Raw genomic sequence first — 17,217 nt, 5'->3', positions numbered from 1 at the left:
TGGATGCCCTCAACGACATCCTCCGAGGCGGCTTCGGCACGCCCGAGGACGGGTGGGCATTGAGGTGGGTCAACTCCGAGTTGTCCAGGGCAGCCCTGGGCTACGACGCGACCGCTCGATACCTGGAGGGCCTGCTTGTCACGTGCCATCCAGCCAACCGCTCACAGGTCAAGTCCGAGATCGCCAGAGCCCGCCGCGGGGAGGGGCCAACTCTGTTCGACCAGATCGTTGAGATCATTCGCGATCACGGTCCAGGTGGCACAGAATCCGAAGACGACATCCTCCTGGAATTGGTCTAGCTCCGGCTGTCCACGCGACGGACGCACTGTGAGCCAGCGGGCTACGCGCTGCCAGCGGCAGATCCGCGCATCGGCCAAATCCGTTGTCGCACGAGGCTGGGCGGCCAAAGCGCATTTCAGTCCGGGGCGGTCGTGCCGTAGAGCAGACGTCTGACAGCCGCCCGCGACACCAGCAGAGCGATGACGAGCAGCGTCACGGGTACGAAGCCGCCCAGACTGACCGAACCACCGAACACGATGTCGATCAGCCAGAGCACGACGAACTTGCTCCCCGCCGCCACCACCCAGAGCATGAGGGCAGACGTCGTCTTTGCCAGCCGTGTGGTTGCCCCGCGTAGCCGAGCCAGAACGGCGCCCTTGAGGAGGAGCACCAACTCCAGCGTGACCTTGAGCAGGGCGGCCGTCAGCAACGAGAGGGTGAAGGTCTCGCTGATGACCGTTGGGAGGTACTGAACGGCGAGGTTCAGGACGACCACGTAGACGAACACGTCGATCACGTCAGCCGGATTGGCGACGACCCAGGCTCGCAGCGGCCCGCGCCGGCGACGGGTCTCGCCAACGGCGTCCGGCTCGGGTTGGCCTGCCACAGGGCCAAATCCTGCCGGACGACGCGGCCCGCGTACAACCGCTCATCGGCAAGCCGCGAGTCGATCACACTGTCGATCATGTTCCTGAGGCCATGAAGGCGGCGAGGACGTGCGATCTGGACCTCGCGCAGGCTGACACCGGCGTCGAGCATGGTGGTCACAAATGTGTGTCTCAACATGTGACGGTGCATGCGCGGCATCCGGATCCCCGCGGTGGCGGCCAGGTGTTTGAGCCGGCGGGTGGCGGCGTGCGACGAGCTCGCTCGATATCGGTCCGACGGACGCGTGCGAGGGCAGTGCCGGTCGCGACGGCCGGGGCTCTGTCAGTCGTCGACCCGTCGAGTCGCTGACCGCACCAGTTCACGGTGTGTCGTGTGACTGCTGAGCGCTCCGCTCCCCGCTCCGACGTTCTCGGCCGGCCTGTCGGCAGGCTTTTCGATCGGGACGAAGAAGCCGCGCACGGTCGGTGCCAGCGCGCCGAGGCGGTTCATCTTCTTCGGCACCGGTGACCCGCGGTATTCCAGGTCCTTCCCGAGCGGTTGGTGGATCTCGACGAAGCCGCCGTCGGGCAGCCGCCGGATGATGCCGGTCTCCACGCCGTGTACGAGCACCTCGCGGTCGTGCTGCTGGAGCGCCAGGCAGAGGCGGTAGGCCACCCAGTATGCGACGGGCGGTGCCAGCAGGAGTCCGATCCGGCCGGCCCACGTCATCGCGTTGAGGCTGATGTGGAACTGCTCGGCGATCACGTCGTTGGCGGTCGACAGCGTCAGGACGAGGTAGAACGCCACTGCCATCGCGCCCAGCGCGGTGCGCTGCGGCGCGTCGCGCGGGCGTTGCAGCAGGTGGTGGTCGGTGCTGGAGGCCCCGGCGCGGGCGAACCGGGCCTCCAGCCACGGGTACAGCAGCGCCGCCGTCACCAGCACGCCGGGCAGCACCACCGCGGGGAAGAAGACGGTGGGCACCGTGTAGCCGAAGGCCCGGGCCTCCCAGGGCGGGAATAGCCGCAACGCACCGTCGAGCCACCACATGTACCAGTCGGGCTGGCTGGCCGACGACACCACTCCGGCCTGGTACGGACCGAACACCCACACCGGGTTGATCTGGAACAGCCCGGAGAGCACCGCGATCACGGCGAATACGATCATGAAGAAGCCGCCGGCCTTCGCCGCGAACGCCGGCGCCATCCGCACGCCGACCACGTTGCGTTCGGTCCGGCCCGGGCCCGGCCACTGGGTGTGTTTCTGCTTCACCAGCAGCCCCAGGTGGGCGGTGATGAGGGCGAGCAGCACGCCCGGCAGCAGCAGCACGTGCAGGAGGTAGAAGCGGCCGATGACCATGGTGCCGGGGAACTCGCCGTCGAACAGCGCCGACGACAACCAACTGCCGATCACCGGGATCGACAGCAGTACGGCGCTGGCGATGCGTAGCCCGGTGCCGCTCAGCCCGTCGTCGGGCAGCGAGTAGCCGATCAGCCCTTCGACGCAGGCGAGCAGGAGCAGCACGACCCCGATCGCCCAGTTCAGCTCCCGCGGCCGGCGGAACGCGCCGGTGAAGAACACGCGCAGCATGTGGATGAGGATCGCCGCCCCGAACAGCAGCGCCGCCCAGTGATGCATCTGCCGCATGAACAGCCCACCGCGGACCTCGAACGAGATATCCAGCGTGGACTCGTAGGCACGCGACATCTCCAGCCCACGCAGCGGCGTGTAGGCACCGTCGTAGGTCACCTCGGCCATCGAGGGGTCGAAGAACAACGCCAGGTAGACGCCACTGAGCAGCAGCACGATGAACGAGTACAGCGCGATCTCGCCGAGCAGGAACGACCAGTGGTCCGGAAAGACCTTGTTGAGCAGACGACGCAGGGGCGTCGCGGCCGCGAGCCGGTCATCGACCCCGCTCGCGACTCTACGGGCGTAGAGACGCATGCGGAAATTCTACACTCCGTAGAATGATAAATTCTACACTCCGTAGAACGCGGTTACGGGACGGCGGCGTCGACCATCCGGCCAACGTCGTAGGTGAGCACCTTGGCGACCCGGCCCGCGCGTCGACCGCCCGGTGCGTCAGGCCGCGTTGCTTGCGGCACAGCGGATGGCCGCCGGGCAACCGGAGTACCGCATAATCCGCTCATGTCCTCTACCGGCTCCTCCCGCTTGTCGCTGTGGTCCACCGACTCCCTGCTGTCGATCGGCTCCCACGGCTCGGTGCTGTCCATCGGCAGCGTCGGCTCGATCGCCTCCATCGGCAGCATCGGCTCAGCCGGATCGATCCTGTCGGTCGGCTCAGCGCTCTCGACGGGATCGGCCCTGTCCTGGCGGTCGCACTGGTCGCTGCTCTCCGACCACGCGTTCGGGACCGCGATGAAATCCCGCAGCGGCGCCAACGCGGTCATCGGACCACCCGCGATGTTCGCAGCCGTCGCGATCGCCGCCTACGCGGGATACCTGCTGACACGCCACCGCCACCGACGTGGCCCAGCCGCCGACTGACCGCCCGCACGGCGCTGTTGATCGCCTCGTCTACAGCCGCGGAACTGCCGGGTGTTCGAAGTGGCTGTCACCCACTGTGGTGGCCGGCGGCCAAGAGGCGCGGTCGGCGGCCAGATCCGGATGGTCCGGGTGCGGGACTCAGCGTGGCTGGAACGCACTCCGATAGGCGAGTGGGGTGGTGGCGTAGGTTCGGCGGAACTGCAGTCGGAGGTTGGCGGCGGTGCCCAGCCCGCTGCGCCGGGCGATCTCCTCGACGGTCAGGTCGCCGGTCTCGAGCAGGGCGCAGGCGGAGCGCAGCCGGGCGGCGATCAGCCAGGCGCGTGGGCTGGTGCCCAACTCCGTGGCGAAGGCGCGGCTGAGGGTCCGGGTCGACTGCATCGCTTGCCGGGCAAGGTCGGCGACGGTGATGGACCGGTGCAGGTTGGCCAGCGCCCATTCGGTCACACTGTTGAGACGCTCGCTCGTGGCCGTTGTGTCGGCGAGGCTGTACTGGGCCTGCCCACCGGTGCGGTGAACGGCGGTGACCATGTCCCGGGCGCGTCGGATCGCCGCCGGTTGCCCATGGTCGACCCCGATGAGGTAGAGGCACAGGTCGAGGCCGGCTGCGAGTCCAGCGCTGGTGAGCACACTGCCCTCGTCGATGTAGAGGACTGCCGGATCGACGTGCACGGCGGGATGTTCGCGGGCGAGATCGGCGGCGTGGGCCCAGTGGGTGGTGGCCCGGCGACCGTCGAGCAGGCCGGCCTGGGCCAGGGCGAAGGCACCACTGCAGATCGACGCGATCCGGGTTCCGCGTCGGTGCGCCGCCCGGAGGGCGTCGAGTGCGTCGGCCGGCGCCAGCCCGCGCCGGAAGCCCGGCACGATGACCGTGTCGGCGATCTCGACCGCGTCCAGACCGGCGGCGACGGTGATGCCGAATCCCGCTGTGGTGGTCGGCACCGGCCCAGCCCGCAGTGAGCACACCACGACCTCGTAACGACCGGAACCCTCATGAGCGAAGACCTGCGTGGCGACGGCCATGTCGAACGCCACCACCGGCGGCAGAGCCAGCACGGCGACGCGATGAATGGCCGATTCCTTTCGCATGACGGCAAGCATGCCACTGGCACACCACGATGCGACCGGCGAGTCTGTCCAGGTGCGGATAGAGATCGTCATTTTTGACGGGTTCGACGAACTCGACGCCTTCGGCCCGTTCGAAGTGCTGTCGGCTGCGGGATTCGACGTGGAGTTGGTTGTCGTCGACAAGCCAGGTCCGGTGCGCAGTATGCGGGGCGTGCGACTGGACGTGCCCGGCGTGCTGGGCCGTCCCGACGGAATCGTCGCAGTCGGCGGCGGCTGGATGAACCGCGCCGAACGAGGCTCCTGGGCGCAGGCGCAGCGTGGTGTCCTGCCAGCGCGTCTGGCCGACGCGGCTGTTTCCGCGCGATGGACGGCATCGGTCTGCACGGGCGGAATGCTGCTGGCTGCGGCGGGTCTGCTCACCGGCCGCAACGCGACGACGAACCGTGCCGCGTTCGACGAGCTACGCGGCTACGGCGTCAACGTGATCGCTGAACGGGTGGTTGACGACGGGGATCGGATTACCGCCGGTGCGTTGAGCGCCGGCTTGGATCTGGGCCTGTGGCTGACCGAGCGGGAACTGGGCGCGGAGCGTGCTGCTGATGTGGCCGCCTCCATCGACTTCTCCCTACGCTCCCCCGTCTGGCGGAGGTGACGCCTCGATCCGAGTCCGTCGCCGCGTACGTTATGCCGGGTCAGGCAGGGCGTGGAACTCCGAAAGCAGGACCTGAATCCGTTCGCCCATCTCGACCTGGGTCAGCAGGACACCGACGGTTCCGTCAGGGTCGACGAAGAAGTTGGTGCCCAGTCCGCCGGACCACCCGTAGCGGCCGACCCGCCCGCCCTCGGTGTCGACACCGACGCCGAAGCCCCAGCCGGTCCGGTCCCAGAAGCCGGGGAAGAAGCTGTCCGGCGTCTTGGCGGTAGCCGGCACCTGGTCGCCGGTCATCAGCCGGAGGTGCTCCTCCGACACGATCTGCCGCCCTTCGAACCGGCCGCCATCGGCCAGCATCCGGGCGAAGCGGGTGTAGTCGCGGACTGTCGAGACGAGCTCGGAGTGACTCACGTCGAACGGCGGGTGCCCGGCGTAGAACCCACCGGCGGCCGGTTCGAGTTGGACCAAACCTGAGTCGGTGTGCCGGTAGCTGGCCGGCAGTCGAGTGACGCTGCCTGCGGGCACCGACAGTCCGGTGTCGCGCAGGTCGAGGGGTTCGAGAAGGTCGTCGGCCAGGTGATCCTGCAACGGCCGGCCGGCAACTCGAGCGATCAGGATTCCGAGGATGCCGAAGGAATGGTGGTAACGCCAACCCTCGCCGGGCTGGAAGGCCAGGGGCAGTGCCGCCAGCCGGGCGAGCCACTCGTCGGCCCCGAGCGTCACGTGGTCGACGCCGGCGTCGACTTCATTGTCAGCCATCGCCCGCTGCAGCGGACACGCTGTGAGCTCCATTCCGTAGCCGGAGGTGTTGGTCAGCAAATGCCGCAGCGTGATCGCCCGGACGGCCGGTGACGTGTCGGCCAGATCGGCGGTGGGGCTGTTCAGCACCTGCCGATCCGCCAATTCGGGCAGCCATCGTTGCACCGGCTCGTCGAGTCTGATGCGCCCGGCCTCGACCAGGCGCAGGGCCGCAACCGCAGTCACGGCCTTGGTCATGGACTGTATGCGCATGATCGCGTCGGTGCGCATGGGCGAACCGCCGACGGACATCGTGCCGGCGACCACGATCTCGGGCTCCGCTTTGCCGAGGCTGGCGACGACACCCGGGACGGTCCCACCGGCGACGTGCCGCTCGAGCAGGTACTGCAACGCACTGGTCATTTCTCGACATCTCCCAAGTTGCTCACTCGGCTCGTTCGGCTCGCCTCGTCGTGCGGACGCGGGAACGGCTCGCCGCACCGCGACGACACTAGCTCTCGTGCCGGCACGCTTCTCGGTGGTGCGGTAGTCCGGCCCGTGTGAAGACGTTTGCGCAGCTGCCGTTCGTCGGATCCCAGAGCTGTTCGTTCGCGACCAGCGCCCGTAGCAGCGCACGCTGGGCGTGCGTTAGCGGCCGATGCGCGCTGTAGGGATCGCGGAACGCGCCCAGCGCGGCCAGGATCTGGTCCCGGGCCCGCGGGTCGTTCTGGTGCGTCAGCGCGGCCCGGAGGCGGGCTGCCGGATCCGCGTCGGTGAGCAGGTCGCGCAGGTCCACGCCGAGCAGGCCGAGACAGTGCACCCACGAAGCCCGCGGCCCTGGGTCGCGGCGCGCCCGCGCTTGGACGAGGGTGGCGAGTTCCTCCCGCCGGTCGGCCAGGGCAGGGATCCGGGCCATCGCCACGAGGTGCTCGACGTGGAACAGGGTCCGGTCCGGCGCAGCGTATTCCAGCAGCGCGTACGCCACCGGGTAGGCGGCCGCGACGGCGTCGGCCAGGTCCGGAAGCACCTCGGTTCGACCGTGTCCGGGTGTGCCCGTCCCGCGGCGAGCAGCACGGCGACGGCCCGGACCGTGGGCGCCGTGGCTGTGGCAGGGAACCCCTGGTGCAGCACCGCCACCTCGAGGTGCTCCACGTTCACCCGGTGACCACCGATGATGCCAGCCCACCTCGTGCCGCCGACCGCCGGCGCAGTCGCCCATCGACACGACGACAACCGAAGAGCATTCGGCGGCGGCTCATGCGCGGTGGTCGCGGTTGGCCATGCGCCGTGTGAAGATCATTGGGTGAGCGCCTCGGAGGTGGGGTCCGGCCTACTGGACAGGGTGGTTCTGGCCATCCTCGATGAGCCGCCCTTCTGTTGGCTTGAGCCCGATGGGACCGCAATGGGCTGTGACGTCGAAGTCGCGATGATCGTCCTGCGGCGGGCGGGGATCCCATCCGTGGCTGTTCAACCGGTCACCTTCGCCGAGCTGATCCCCGGACTTGTCGCGGGCCGGTGGCACCTGAACACGGGCATGTTCATCACCGATGCGCGGTCGCGGCAGGTGCGATTCACCCGCCCGATCTGGGCTGTTCCCGACGGATTGATCGTCAGGGGTGACAACGTCGGCCGGTTCGCCACCTACCGTGATCTTGGTGTCGATTCCAACGCCCGCCTCGGTGTGGTCGTCGGCCAGGTCCAGGGCGACTCGGCACGGCAGGCCGGGGTGCCGGACGAGCGGCTGGTTTCATTCGCCACGCAGGACGATGCCGTTCAGGCGGTACGGCGCGGCGAGATCGATGCGGCGGCCAGCACCGCTATCGGTAACCGCGCACTGATCGCGCGCATGGATGCGGCGGATCTGGTCGCTGTCGACCTGAGCACTCCGACTGACAGCGGCCGACAGCCTGTCCCGGTCGGCGCCTTTTCGCTCAGCTTGGAGAAGGCGGCGTTCGCTGCGGCGCTCGACTCCCAGCTCGCGGTGTTCCTCGGCTCGCCGCAACACCGCGCCATCGTGACCCGATACGGCTTCACCGACCACGATGTGGATGCCCTACCTGTCATGTGATTCTCGACCCGCATCCCGGTGGACGCCACTGCGCCGATCGATCACGCTCACGTCAACGTCGCTCGGCAGGGCTGGGTGTCTGGAGGGGTCGGACAGGAGTTCGGGGATGTCGAGGGGCAGCCTCGCTGGGGAGCCGAGGTAGGCGCCGTCAAGGTGGGCGAGCACCCGGGTGCCGTGTTCCTCGGTTTCGCCTAGCACCTGCAATGGCGGGGGTGGGCATTGCCAGTCCGCCCACTGCCGGTAGTGCCGCCCGTCCCGCCAGACATCCGTGACAACGGTGGTGCACAGGGCGGTCACCATGGCCAGACCCATGCCCGCTGGGCTTGGTCCGCGACCGGTGAACAGGCCGGTCAACGCTTCCGTCACCCACGGCTCGCGGTGCGGCCCGATCCGATCCACGGCAAGACCGGCACCGTTGTCCCGCACGGAGAACACCAGGTCCGATTCGATCACAACATCGACCCGGGAGACGCAGCCGTGCGGATCGGCTGCGGCCAGGTGGACCGCCACCCGCAGAACCTGTCCGGGCAGCGCCGGGTCGTGCCGATCGACCCCGAGGTACATCAGCGGACGGCGACGCACCGCCAGCAACGACGGCCCCGCAGTGATGCCACCGGTCCGCACCGCACGTCCGTCATGACTGGTCATCACACCATTGTCCCGTCCGCCCCTCCTGCGAGTACCCCGACGCTTGGCCTGCCGGCGGGTCGCCGGGACCCGCCGGCAAGCCGCTCAGCTCATCGCGGAGAGCTCTGATCGTCCCCGGGGCTCACCGAACTCTCTGAGCCACCGGGCTCCGTGCGGCCAGGCCGGGGGCTCACCGAGCTCTCTGAGCCGCGGGGTTCCGGGCGGTCAGGCAGTGGCCGCAGCCACGTGCTCGGCTGCATGCAGTCCGCGAACTGCGCCCCCTCGACCACGCGCTTCAGCTCTTCGTACGGGATCTTCGCGAGGTCCGATGAGGAGACATTCAGCGAGCAGCGGCCGTCATTGAGCATGAGATGGCCCGTGTTCGGTGTGACCTGCCACCCGGGCGTGGGATCGGTGTTGTACCAGCCCTCGTATCCGGCGATCCTGACCTCCGGCGGCCCGAGAACTTGGATCGAGGGGTTGGATAGGTCGCCGATCGGCCCCATGTCAACCCTCAGCAACTCGCCCCAATCGCCGTTCCCCAACATGTACATGTCGATCTTCGAAGGTTGCACGCCGACTTTGACGACGACGCCCGATGTGTCGTCGCCGGCGAAGTTATTGCTGGTGACGCTTGCCGGCTGGCCGGCGACCGCGGGCGGAAGGTAGCCGAGGTGGAAGGAGGCCCGCATGTCGCGGGGGTTTCCGATCCGCAGGGCACCGGCGACGCGCAGCAGGTCTGCCTTGTCGTCTCTCTGGGGGAGTCCGATCCCTCCCGTCGGCTTGTCGAGATAGACGATCACCCATGCCCCGGACGGATCGGGCCAGCCGATCGCCGGCTTCCGTATGTCCTCCGGGTGATCGGGGTCGATCGGAGCCATACCCCCGCCGATCGAGACGCCGACCAGAAGATCGGTGACGTAGTACGCCCGATGCCCACGCACGGTCACCTTCTCGCCACTCTGGAACGGGGCCCCATCGAACGTGCCGGGATCGTGGACCACGACTTCGCTCCCCCATTCGTTGCTGTTGCCCGATGCCCGCAGGCTGAGGTGCTGCCGCGTCCCCAAGGTGCCGTACTTCAACTTCCGGTACCCGCTGTTCGCGGCCACGTCGACGGTGAGCTGGAACGGCCCACGGGGCGTGGCCGAGGTGACCGGGGACAGCCCGGTCGGCAGCAGCCGGGAGATCGCGCCCGGCACGATCGCGGCACCCACGGCGAGGGTGACCACCGCCCCCGCCGCGAGCACCCGGCGGCGGGTACGGATCCGCGCCGCACCCGCGCGAGCGGCCTCGACGAACCCGCTGCCATCCGGGGCGGCGCCCGCCTGATCCACGAGGGTCCGTCGCAACAGCTCAAGGTCATTCATGACCTCTTCCCTTCACTCGTCGACAACTCGGTCAGCTCCAGGCGCAGCGTGGCCAGCGCTCGCGCGGCATTGCTACGGACGGTGCCCGGCCGACAGCCGAGTACCTCCGCGATCTCCGAATCGGACAGGTTCTCGTAGTACCGGAGCACGATCACCGCCCGCTGCTGGCGGGGCAGGCCGATCAGTTGCCGCCACAACTCCGCGCGCTCGTCGACCCCGGTGGCCGGGTCCGCCAGGGACGGCGCCCGTGGACCGTCGAGCGCCTCGTAGGTCAGCGGGACGGTCGGGAGCTTTCTGCGCCGACGAAACGACAGGTATTCGTTGGTCACCATGGTCCGGACGTAGGCATACGGCTCCTCCACACGCGAGATGCGCCGCCACCGCAGCAGGGCCCGGGTGAGCACCTCCTGCACGAGATCGCCGGCAAGCTCCCGGTCGCCGCTGAGCAGGACGGCGTAACGCAGCAGCGCGGGCAGCCGCGCCGCAGCGAATTCCTCGAACCTCACCCCGTACCTCCAAGTCGGTCCTTAAGAGGTACAAACGCGGATCGGCATCGATCTGCTGCACGCGGGTGTGGCCTCGTGTCGCATTCAAGGCTCCGGGGACGTAGTGCCTGGGTGTTGTCGGTGGACGCGTGTTGTCGTAGCCGCGTATTACGGTCGCGTGCATGGCGGACGTGGAGCGGGGTGTCGGCGGGGCGAGTTCCGGTTCGCCGGGCGTCACCGTCGGGGAGCTGGAGCGATTGCTCGGCCAGGGATCGGCCGAAGGGTTGCTGCCTCTGCTGGCGGGCCTCGACGAGCCCGCCCGCGGGGCCTTGGCCGCCACCGTGGAGGTGGGTGCCCGCCGGCTGGAGGCGTGGCCCGGCCCGGGCGGCGAGCAGGTGTTGGCGTACTTCGTGGCCGCCGTGGGGTGTTTGACGCCCGCCCGGGCCGCCGTGGCGCTGAGCCGGCCGGGCCTGCGCCGGCGATGGGGGGCGGTCGGTGTTGATCCGATGCTGCGGGCCGCCGCGGGCCGGCCGGAGTACCCGCTGGGCGACCTGGCGACTGCGCTGGCGGCGCGGCTTCCGCGTACTGACGTGCCGGGTCAGGGCTGGGACATGGTGGCCGGTCTGGCCCGGGCCGCCGGCGTGGCGGCGCCTGCCCACGAGGGGTTCGTACGTGGCTGGCTCCAGCACATCGGCGTGCCGGGTCAGAGTTGGGAGACGGTGGCCTGGTCGGCCCGGAACGTGGGCCTGGCGGTGCCCGGCGACGAGGGGTTCGTGCGGGGCTGGCTCCCGCGCACCGTGCCCGACCAGCACGGGTCGTGGCGCCTGTCCGACGTGATCGGCACCTTGCGGGCCGATCCGTGGCTCGGCGCGATGCTGGCGCGGGTCTTCGAGATCGACGGCCTCGGCGTCGTGTTCAACGAGCCGCGCTGGATGGCCTGCGACGACGGGTCGTCGGTGAGCGGGCCGGTCCGGGTCCTGGCAGTGGCCGAACTCGTCCGCGAGGGTCGCCTCGATCGTGCCGTGGTGCTCGACGGATGCGTGGGCCGGCTGCTGCGGGCGGACCGGCCATCGTCGCTCGCCGCTTTCGTGCGTCTGCTGAAAGAGCTTGCCCCGGGGGTAAGGGAGGCCGCTGACCGGGCGAACGACTTCGGGAGGCTGATCGCGGCCGCGCCGGTGGGGGCGGCGACGGTCGCGCAGAAGGCGCTACGGGCGGCCTTCGACGCCGGGCTGGTCGGGGTCGAGGTGGTCCTGGACGCGTCCCGGGAGACTCTGGCCCGCGCCGAGCGCCCGCTGGTGCGGGCGCAGATCGGTTGGCTCGACGCGCTCGCCCGGGCCGACCGCGGCCGGGTCGACGAGGTGCTCGACGTCCTGGCCGTCGCGTGGCACCACCCCGACCTGGCGATCCAGGAGACGGCTGTGACCGTCGTGAGCCGGCACGTGGGTGCGGCTGGGCCGGCCGGTGTGGCGGCGCTGCGCGGCGCGGTGTCCGGCCTCCTTGCCGACCTGCCCTCCCGGGCCCTGGCACTGCTGGGCGATCCAGATCCGGCCGCGACGGCGACGGCCGGGCCATCCGGCGGTGACGCGGCGGTTGACGCGGCCGATGACGCGTGGCCGGCGCCGATCGCGTCGGCCGACGAACTGGCCGAGGTTGCGGCCGTGTCGTTCACCACCGACACCCGCGGCCGGCTGACCATCGACGCGGTCGAGCTGGAGCGGCTGCTCGCCGGCCTGGTCGAGCGATCCGCGGGCGACCCGGCCGGCACCGCCGCCGCGTTGCGTCCGGTGGCCGACCGGAAGTGGCCGCCCGACCAGTTCCGGGACGAGCGCTTCAGCTTCACGTTCGGCCCGGGTACCGGTCTGCTGCAGTGCGCGCTGGCCAGTTGCGTGGTGGCCGCCGCCGGCCGCGAGCCGCCACTGCGGTGGCTCGCCGCTGTCGCGGATCTGCCGGCCAGCGCGCGAGAGCGGGCGCCCGCCCGCCTGATCCTCGCCCGGCTGGCCGAGATCGGCGGCAACCTCGGCGGCGTCAGCCGGGCGGGCGGGCCGCCGCTGCTGCTCGCCACGCCCACCGGGGCGTCGGGGCTGGTCGATCCGACAGTCCTGGTCGAACGGCTGGAACGCGCCGCGCGTGAGGGGTGGACGCCGTGGCCGGCCGATCTCGCGCAGGCGCTGCTCCGGCTGCCACTGGCGGCCGAGCCGGACCTGGCGGCACGGGCCACCGCGCTCGGCTCACCCGCCGCGCACCGGGTGGCCGCCCGACTGGCCGCCGGTGGAGTGACGCCGATCAGCGCCCGCCGGTTGTTGTCCCGCACACCACCTGGGGCCGGCTGGTTGTCCACCTCGCCACGGGTGATGGAGGAGCACCCACTCGTCGAGGTCGACCGCCCGGCCGGTGCCGACGACCCGTTCGACGTGCTCAGCGTCCGGCTGCCGGAGTACTGCCAGACCGAGCGGTACCCGACCGGCGTCCAATTGTGGCCGGCAGTGGCGCCGGCCTACCCGGAGGCGATCGCCGCCCACCTGCTGAACCTGGTCAGAATCTCGATCGACGACGACGGCGCCGGCGGCGGCGCTGCCGGACTGCCGCGATCGGCCCTCGCCGGTGGCCGGTTCGGGCCGGCCTGCGCGCTGCTGATCGCCTACGCCCTCGGGTCGTGCACCAGCGCCGACCGGATCACCGCCGCCGACACGATGCTCGCGTTCGCCGCCGCGGGCACGCTCGACGCCGGCGCCGTCGGCACGGAGGTCGGCTGCCTCACCGCCGCGGGTGGCTATCCGGTGAACCGCGTCCTCCCGGTGCTCGGTGACGTCGTCGACGCCGGCGCGTCCACACATGGCTGGCACCTGCTGATGGCGGCGATACCGGAACTGCTCCACGCCACGCCAACACCGCGCGGCACCCCCGACCTCCTGGCACTGGCCTCACGAATCGCCGCCCCGTCCGGGTCACCGGCCGCATTGCCCCCGGCCGTCGCCGAAACGGCCGGGCGGCCGGGCCGCAACCGCCTGGTCACCGAGGCACAGCGCCTGCTGCGCGTCGCCACACCGGGCCACACCGGGCCACACCGGGCCCTAGCAACGGGAACGGCAGGACAGCTCTAGCGGACCACGACCAGCTTCGCGGTGTGCTCCGACCATGCCTGCGCGGCGTCGTCCCAGCCCGCCACGGTCGCGGTCACCACCGACGGGTCCAGCACGCCGCGCGCGACCAGGTCCAGGACCGCGGGGATGTCGCGCCGCGCGTGCGCCCGTCCGGTGACGAACGTGATCCCGACCGTGTACATCCGCGTCAGCGGCAGGGCCGTGTCGTCGGACAGGATGCCGGTGTCGACCAACGTGCCGCCACGGTCGGTCGCCTTGATCGCGTGCAGCAGGGTGCGGTGCCGGCTCGACGTGTGCACGGTCAACGGGTAACGACCGCTCCTGTCCTCGATGTCGGCGACGGTCGCCCCCAGGCCGGCGGCGATCGACATGCGGCGTTCGTCGCGGTCCAGGTAGGTCACCTCGACGCCGAGCGCCCGCGCGATCGCGACCGCGTACAGCCCGACCGACTGCCCGCCCACCACCAGCATCCGGGCGTCGCCGGACGCGGTGAGCGCCGGCAGGAACGGGCCGATCGTGCGGTACCCGTCGGCCAGGTTGTCGAGGCTGGCCACGACCTGCGGGTCGACGCCATCGGGCAGTGGCACCAGCATCGCCTCGGCGAACGGCACCCGGACCAGGTCGGTCATCGCGGCACCCCAGTCGCCGCCGAGCGCACCGAGCCCGTAGCCGGCCACGTGCGGCGCCGTGCCGCAGTCGCCGGTCTGCCCGCGCGCGCAGTACCGGCACCGGCCGCAGCTGATCTGGAACGGCACCGCGACCCGGTCGCCCGGCCGGGCCACCGTGACGTCCGGGCCGACCTCGACCACCTCGGCGACGAACTCGTGCCCGAGGAGGTAGGGCAGTGGAAGCGCAAAGGCGCCGGCGTTGATCACGGTGTCGAGGTCGCAGGTGGCCACGGCCAGCGGGCGGACGAGTGCGGCTCCCGCGGGATCGGCCGCCGGGCCGCTGGCCCCGGCGGAGGGCCCGGTGGTGCCATCGAGCGTGGGCACCGGGACGGCCGTCCAGGCCGCTTTTCCCGGTGCTTCGAGGACGAGCTGAGCCTGCTCTATGCTGGCCGTCATAGTGCCGAGGTTGCACTATGCAGCTCGTCATAGTCAAGGGTCGGGAGTCGCGTGTGGCACCGGACAGTCGGGACCGGATGGTGCGGGCCGCGATCGAACTGTTCCGCGAGCGCGGTTACGCGGCCACGTCGTTCGGCGACGTGCTGGCCCGCAGCGGTGCCCCACGCGGCTCGATCTACCACCACTTCCCGGGCGGCAAGGAAGAGCTCGCCGCCGAGGCGCTGCGCCGCTACACGGCCGCCACGGTGCGCGCGCTCACCGCGGCGATCGAGGCCGGAACGGCCGTTGAGGCGGTCCGGGCGTTCATCGCGGCCAGCCGCGACAGCCTGGTCGCCAGCGGCTTCCGGCAAAGCTGCCCGATCGCCGGGGTGGCGCTGGATCTCATGCCCGCCGACGGCGCGCTCGCCGGGTACGCGGCCGAGGCGTTCGACCGGTGGCGGGAGCTGATCGCCGTCGCGTTGAAGCGAGACGGTGTCCCGGCCGTACGGGCATCGGCGCTGGCCACGCTGGTGGTTGCCACCGCCGAGGGCGCGCTGTTGCTGGCCCGGGTCGACCGCAGCCCGACAGCGATCGACGCGGCCGGCGCCGAACTCCTGGCCCACGTCGCGGCGGTGGTGGACGGGACGGGCACGGCCAGGTCGGCGACAGTCAGCGAAGCGCGTTCAGCTCGTCGAGGGCGCGCTGGCCGCGCATGACCAGCCCTGGGACGACATCGTGGCGCCGTTGACGGATGGGGAACTCGAGCATGTGGAGGATCTGTGTCGCTGCGAGCACCGCCGCCCCCTCCCAGCCGACCAGGTCGAGGATTCTCGTCCACAGCCGCCTTCGGACACCGTCCAGCGGATCCTGGAAGGTAAACCACACGAGGTTGATGAGATCAGTCGCCCGCGTGCCGCTACCTGCGTTCCCGATGTCCACGACCGCCACCACCGCTCCGTCCCGGACCAGGACATTGCTGGGGTTGAGATCGGTGTGGACCATGTCAGGTGCCTCTGGTGGTGGTGGGACGTCGGCACACACGAGCCGCAGGCGCTCGACCAAGGCCGACACCACGGAGGAATGCCCCGAGAGCCCGGCGATGGACTGGCGGAGAAATGACTGCTCCGGCGTCTCGTTGACATCCGGCCCGGCGACAGCCGGTTCCTGACCGGTGGCGACCCGCCAGGCGTACGACCAGTGGTCGTAGGGCTCGGAGGCTTGGCCAGCCTGGAGTTCGATGATCTCCATCAGCTGCTCGACGACGGACGGGGTCAGCTCTGGCACGGGAGCCGCGTCGACGAAGTCCATCAGATGCCATACATGGGTGGCTGTGGCCCCTACTCCGAGCCAGGCCGGGGTGGGATAGCCGCGCCTACGCATGTGCTCGACCACTCTCTGGGCTCGCAACGTCTCGTCCAGGTGGTTGGGGTGTGCCCGGGGCACTGTCTTGAGCACTGCATTCGCCCTTCCGGCCACCTGGACGCGCATGGCGCCGACATGGAGACCTCCGGGTAGGCGACCGAGAAGAGTGACTTCTGCCCCGACCACGCTGGCCACGTCGTCCAGGACCTTTGCGCCGGCGTGCGGCGGCCATAAATCCACACGTGCCTCCAACGGCGGTCTCACCGACCTTCGGTAACTATCTCAACATGAGCGAGGAGACGTTCTGGCGGATCAACCTGGCCCGTGAACGGATTGTCTCGGATGGGCTTGGCTGTGGCGGCTTGGAAGAGCGCAGCTGTCGACCTGAGGTGGGCCGCCAGTTCCGGTGGGCCGCCGAGCCGGAATGGCAGCCCGATCGATGCCAGTCGCAGCGCGTGCCATTCGAGGGTGTCCGGCGGCGCGAGCCACCGGCAGGTTCCGTCCGGTTGGTCGGTCAGGGTGCCCGGCGGTGGCGTGCCGAGGCGGTCCACCACGTCGGCGGCCGCTGCGTCGATCACGACGTCGGCCGGGTATGTCGGAGCCATCTGCATGGTCCGGCTGGCGACGAAGGCACCGATGTCGCCGCCGGGAATCTCCCGCTTGGAGGCTCGGGCACCGGTCGGGACAGGTTGCGTCATCCGGTCCAGGCGGAAGGTCCGCCAGTCGTCGCGGTCGAGGTCGAACGCGAGCAGGTACCACCGCTGCCCGTACGTCACCAGGGCGCTCGGCTCGACGTGCCGGCCCTCGTCGCGATACTGGAACCGTAGCCGCTCGTGGTTGGCAATCGCCGCGGCGGTGAGTACGAGCGCGTCGGGGTCCACCGACGGCGTGGCCACAGAAAACGGGTGGGCCACCGTCGACGAGGCCAGCGTGTCGACCCGACGGCGCAGGCGGGCCGGCAGGACCTGAAGCAACTTGCCCAGCGCCCGCACCGCCGCTTCGGCTGCCCCTGCCACCGGTTGCGACGCCGCCGTGCGCAGGCCGATGGCCACGGCGACCGCTTCGTCGTCTTCCAGGAGTAACGGCGGCATCGCGGTGCCGGCCGTCAACCGGTATCCGCCGAAGCCGCCCTGCTCGGCGTGCACCGGGTAGCCGAGCTCGCGGAGCCGATCAATGTCGCGTCGCACGGTCCGGCCGGACACCCCGAGCCGGTGCGCGAGCTCGGTTCCCGGCCACAGCCGGGGAGTCTGCAACAGCGACAGCAGAGACAGCAGTCGGGCACGCGCGTCAGCCATGACCCAATTCTGCCGCTCGACTAGGACAGGACCTGA

The 17,217-nt window shown here is 70.4% G+C and carries 17 protein-coding genes and 1 pseudogene; 6 read left to right on the top strand and 12 right to left on the bottom strand.

What is annotated here, in order from left to right; genetic code table 11:
* Positions 1 to 299 (top strand): barstar family protein (locus Vau01_RS56480; protein ID WP_204011087.1); only part of this gene is annotated, 299 nt, incomplete at its 5' end.
* Positions 300 to 415: 116 nt separating this feature from the next.
* On the opposite strand, the gene Vau01_RS56475 is transcribed toward Vau01_RS56480, so the two are convergent.
* From Vau01_RS56475 to qcrB, 3 genes and pseudogenes are all read right to left on the bottom strand, one after another.
* The gene (locus tag Vau01_RS56475) at positions 416 to 796 is read right to left on the bottom strand and encodes a hypothetical protein (RefSeq protein WP_239152843.1); all 381 of its coding nucleotides are present in this window, start codon (positions 794 to 796) and stop codon (positions 416 to 418) included.
* Positions 793 to 1,134 (bottom strand): annotated as a pseudogene (locus Vau01_RS56470) (tyrosine-type recombinase/integrase); the annotation flags it as partial. The gene Vau01_RS56475 and the pseudogene Vau01_RS56470, both read right to left, overlap by 4 nt.
* Before the next feature lie 75 nt (positions 1,135 to 1,209).
* Positions 1,210 to 2,811, bottom strand: a complete 1,602-nt coding sequence (gene qcrB, locus Vau01_RS56465; protein WP_204011081.1) for a cytochrome bc1 complex cytochrome b subunit — start codon at positions 2,809 to 2,811, stop codon at positions 1,210 to 1,212.
* Between the two features lie 204 nt (positions 2,812 to 3,015).
* Here qcrB and Vau01_RS64185 point away from each other — a divergent pair, with 204 nt between their 5' ends.
* Complete coding sequence (locus Vau01_RS64185; protein WP_239152838.1) at positions 3,016 to 3,375, top strand: hypothetical protein; 360 nt, start codon at positions 3,016 to 3,018, stop codon at positions 3,373 to 3,375.
* A gap of 138 nt (positions 3,376 to 3,513) precedes the next feature.
* On the opposite strand, the gene Vau01_RS56455 is transcribed toward Vau01_RS64185, so the two are convergent.
* Positions 3,514 to 4,461 (bottom strand): GlxA family transcriptional regulator, encoded by a 948-nt coding sequence (locus Vau01_RS56455; protein ID WP_204011076.1) that lies wholly within the window; start codon positions 4,459 to 4,461, stop codon positions 3,514 to 3,516.
* On the opposite strand from Vau01_RS56455, the gene Vau01_RS56450 reads away from it, so the two are divergent.
* Positions 4,460 to 5,092, top strand: a complete 633-nt coding sequence (locus Vau01_RS56450; protein ID WP_204011067.1) for a DJ-1/PfpI family protein — start codon at positions 4,460 to 4,462, stop codon at positions 5,090 to 5,092. The genes Vau01_RS56455 and Vau01_RS56450 overlap by 2 nt on opposite strands.
* A gap of 30 nt (positions 5,093 to 5,122) precedes the next feature.
* Here Vau01_RS56450 and Vau01_RS56445 read toward each other — a convergent pair whose 3' ends face one another.
* A complete protein-coding gene (locus tag Vau01_RS56445; protein ID WP_204011065.1) occupies positions 5,123 to 6,253 on the bottom strand; it encodes a serine hydrolase domain-containing protein in 1,131 nt (376 codons plus the stop codon).
* Between the two features lie 88 nt (positions 6,254 to 6,341).
* Positions 6,342 to 6,857, bottom strand: coding sequence for a hypothetical protein (locus tag Vau01_RS56440; protein ID WP_204011062.1), 516 nt, complete (start codon positions 6,855 to 6,857; stop codon positions 6,342 to 6,344).
* A 276-nt stretch (positions 6,858 to 7,133) separates the two neighbouring features.
* Between Vau01_RS56440 and Vau01_RS56435 the strand changes: the two genes are divergently transcribed.
* Positions 7,134 to 7,898 (top strand): transporter substrate-binding domain-containing protein, encoded by a 765-nt coding sequence (locus tag Vau01_RS56435; RefSeq protein ID WP_204011059.1) that lies wholly within the window; start codon positions 7,134 to 7,136, stop codon positions 7,896 to 7,898.
* On the opposite strand, the gene Vau01_RS56430 is transcribed toward Vau01_RS56435, so the two are convergent.
* From Vau01_RS56430 to Vau01_RS56420, 3 genes are all read right to left on the bottom strand, one after another.
* Positions 7,884 to 8,522: a hypothetical protein gene (locus Vau01_RS56430; RefSeq protein ID WP_204011056.1), complete on the bottom strand. Its 639-nt coding sequence runs from the start codon at positions 8,520 to 8,522 to the stop codon at positions 7,884 to 7,886. The genes Vau01_RS56435 and Vau01_RS56430 overlap by 15 nt on opposite strands.
* A gap of 113 nt (positions 8,523 to 8,635) precedes the next feature.
* Positions 8,636 to 9,895, bottom strand: a complete 1,260-nt coding sequence (locus Vau01_RS56425; RefSeq protein WP_204011053.1) for a hypothetical protein — start codon at positions 9,893 to 9,895, stop codon at positions 8,636 to 8,638.
* Positions 9,892 to 10,401, bottom strand: coding sequence for a SigE family RNA polymerase sigma factor (locus Vau01_RS56420; RefSeq protein ID WP_204011050.1), 510 nt, complete (start codon positions 10,399 to 10,401; stop codon positions 9,892 to 9,894). The genes Vau01_RS56425 and Vau01_RS56420 overlap by 4 nt, the downstream gene beginning before the upstream one ends.
* A 161-nt stretch (positions 10,402 to 10,562) precedes the next feature.
* On the opposite strand from Vau01_RS56420, the gene Vau01_RS56415 reads away from it, so the two are divergent.
* A complete protein-coding gene (locus Vau01_RS56415) occupies positions 10,563 to 13,481 on the top strand; it encodes a DUF6493 family protein (protein ID WP_204011047.1) in 2,919 nt (972 codons plus the stop codon).
* Here Vau01_RS56415 and Vau01_RS56410 read toward each other — a convergent pair.
* Positions 13,478 to 14,545: a zinc-dependent alcohol dehydrogenase gene (locus Vau01_RS56410; RefSeq protein ID WP_204011044.1), complete on the bottom strand. Its 1,068-nt coding sequence runs from the start codon at positions 14,543 to 14,545 to the stop codon at positions 13,478 to 13,480. The two genes, Vau01_RS56415 and Vau01_RS56410, sit on opposite strands and share 4 nt — an antisense overlap.
* 53 nt (positions 14,546 to 14,598) lie before the next feature.
* Between Vau01_RS56410 and Vau01_RS56405 the strand changes: the two genes are divergently transcribed.
* Complete coding sequence (locus Vau01_RS56405; RefSeq protein WP_204011041.1) at positions 14,599 to 15,240, top strand: TetR/AcrR family transcriptional regulator; 642 nt, start codon at positions 14,599 to 14,601, stop codon at positions 15,238 to 15,240.
* Here the strand turns inward: Vau01_RS56405 and Vau01_RS56400 are convergent.
* Both Vau01_RS56400 and Vau01_RS56395 read right to left on the bottom strand, forming a co-directional pair.
* Entirely contained in the window at positions 15,194 to 16,012 is an 819-nt protein-coding gene (locus Vau01_RS56400; RefSeq protein WP_239152848.1) for a phosphotransferase, read from the bottom strand. The genes Vau01_RS56405 and Vau01_RS56400 overlap by 47 nt on opposite strands.
* 134 nt (positions 16,013 to 16,146) lie before the next feature.
* A complete protein-coding gene (locus Vau01_RS56395; RefSeq protein ID WP_204011031.1) occupies positions 16,147 to 17,181 on the bottom strand; it encodes a helix-turn-helix transcriptional regulator in 1,035 nt (344 codons plus the stop codon).
* Positions 17,182 to 17,217: the final 36 nt, after the last annotated feature.

It is taken from the genome of Virgisporangium aurantiacum, assembly GCF_016863635.1.
Lineage (GTDB): Bacteria > Actinomycetota > Actinomycetes > Mycobacteriales > Micromonosporaceae > Virgisporangium > Virgisporangium aurantiacum.
Note: the sequence above shows the minus strand (reverse complement) of the source record. Positions and strands in the feature narration are given on the sequence as shown.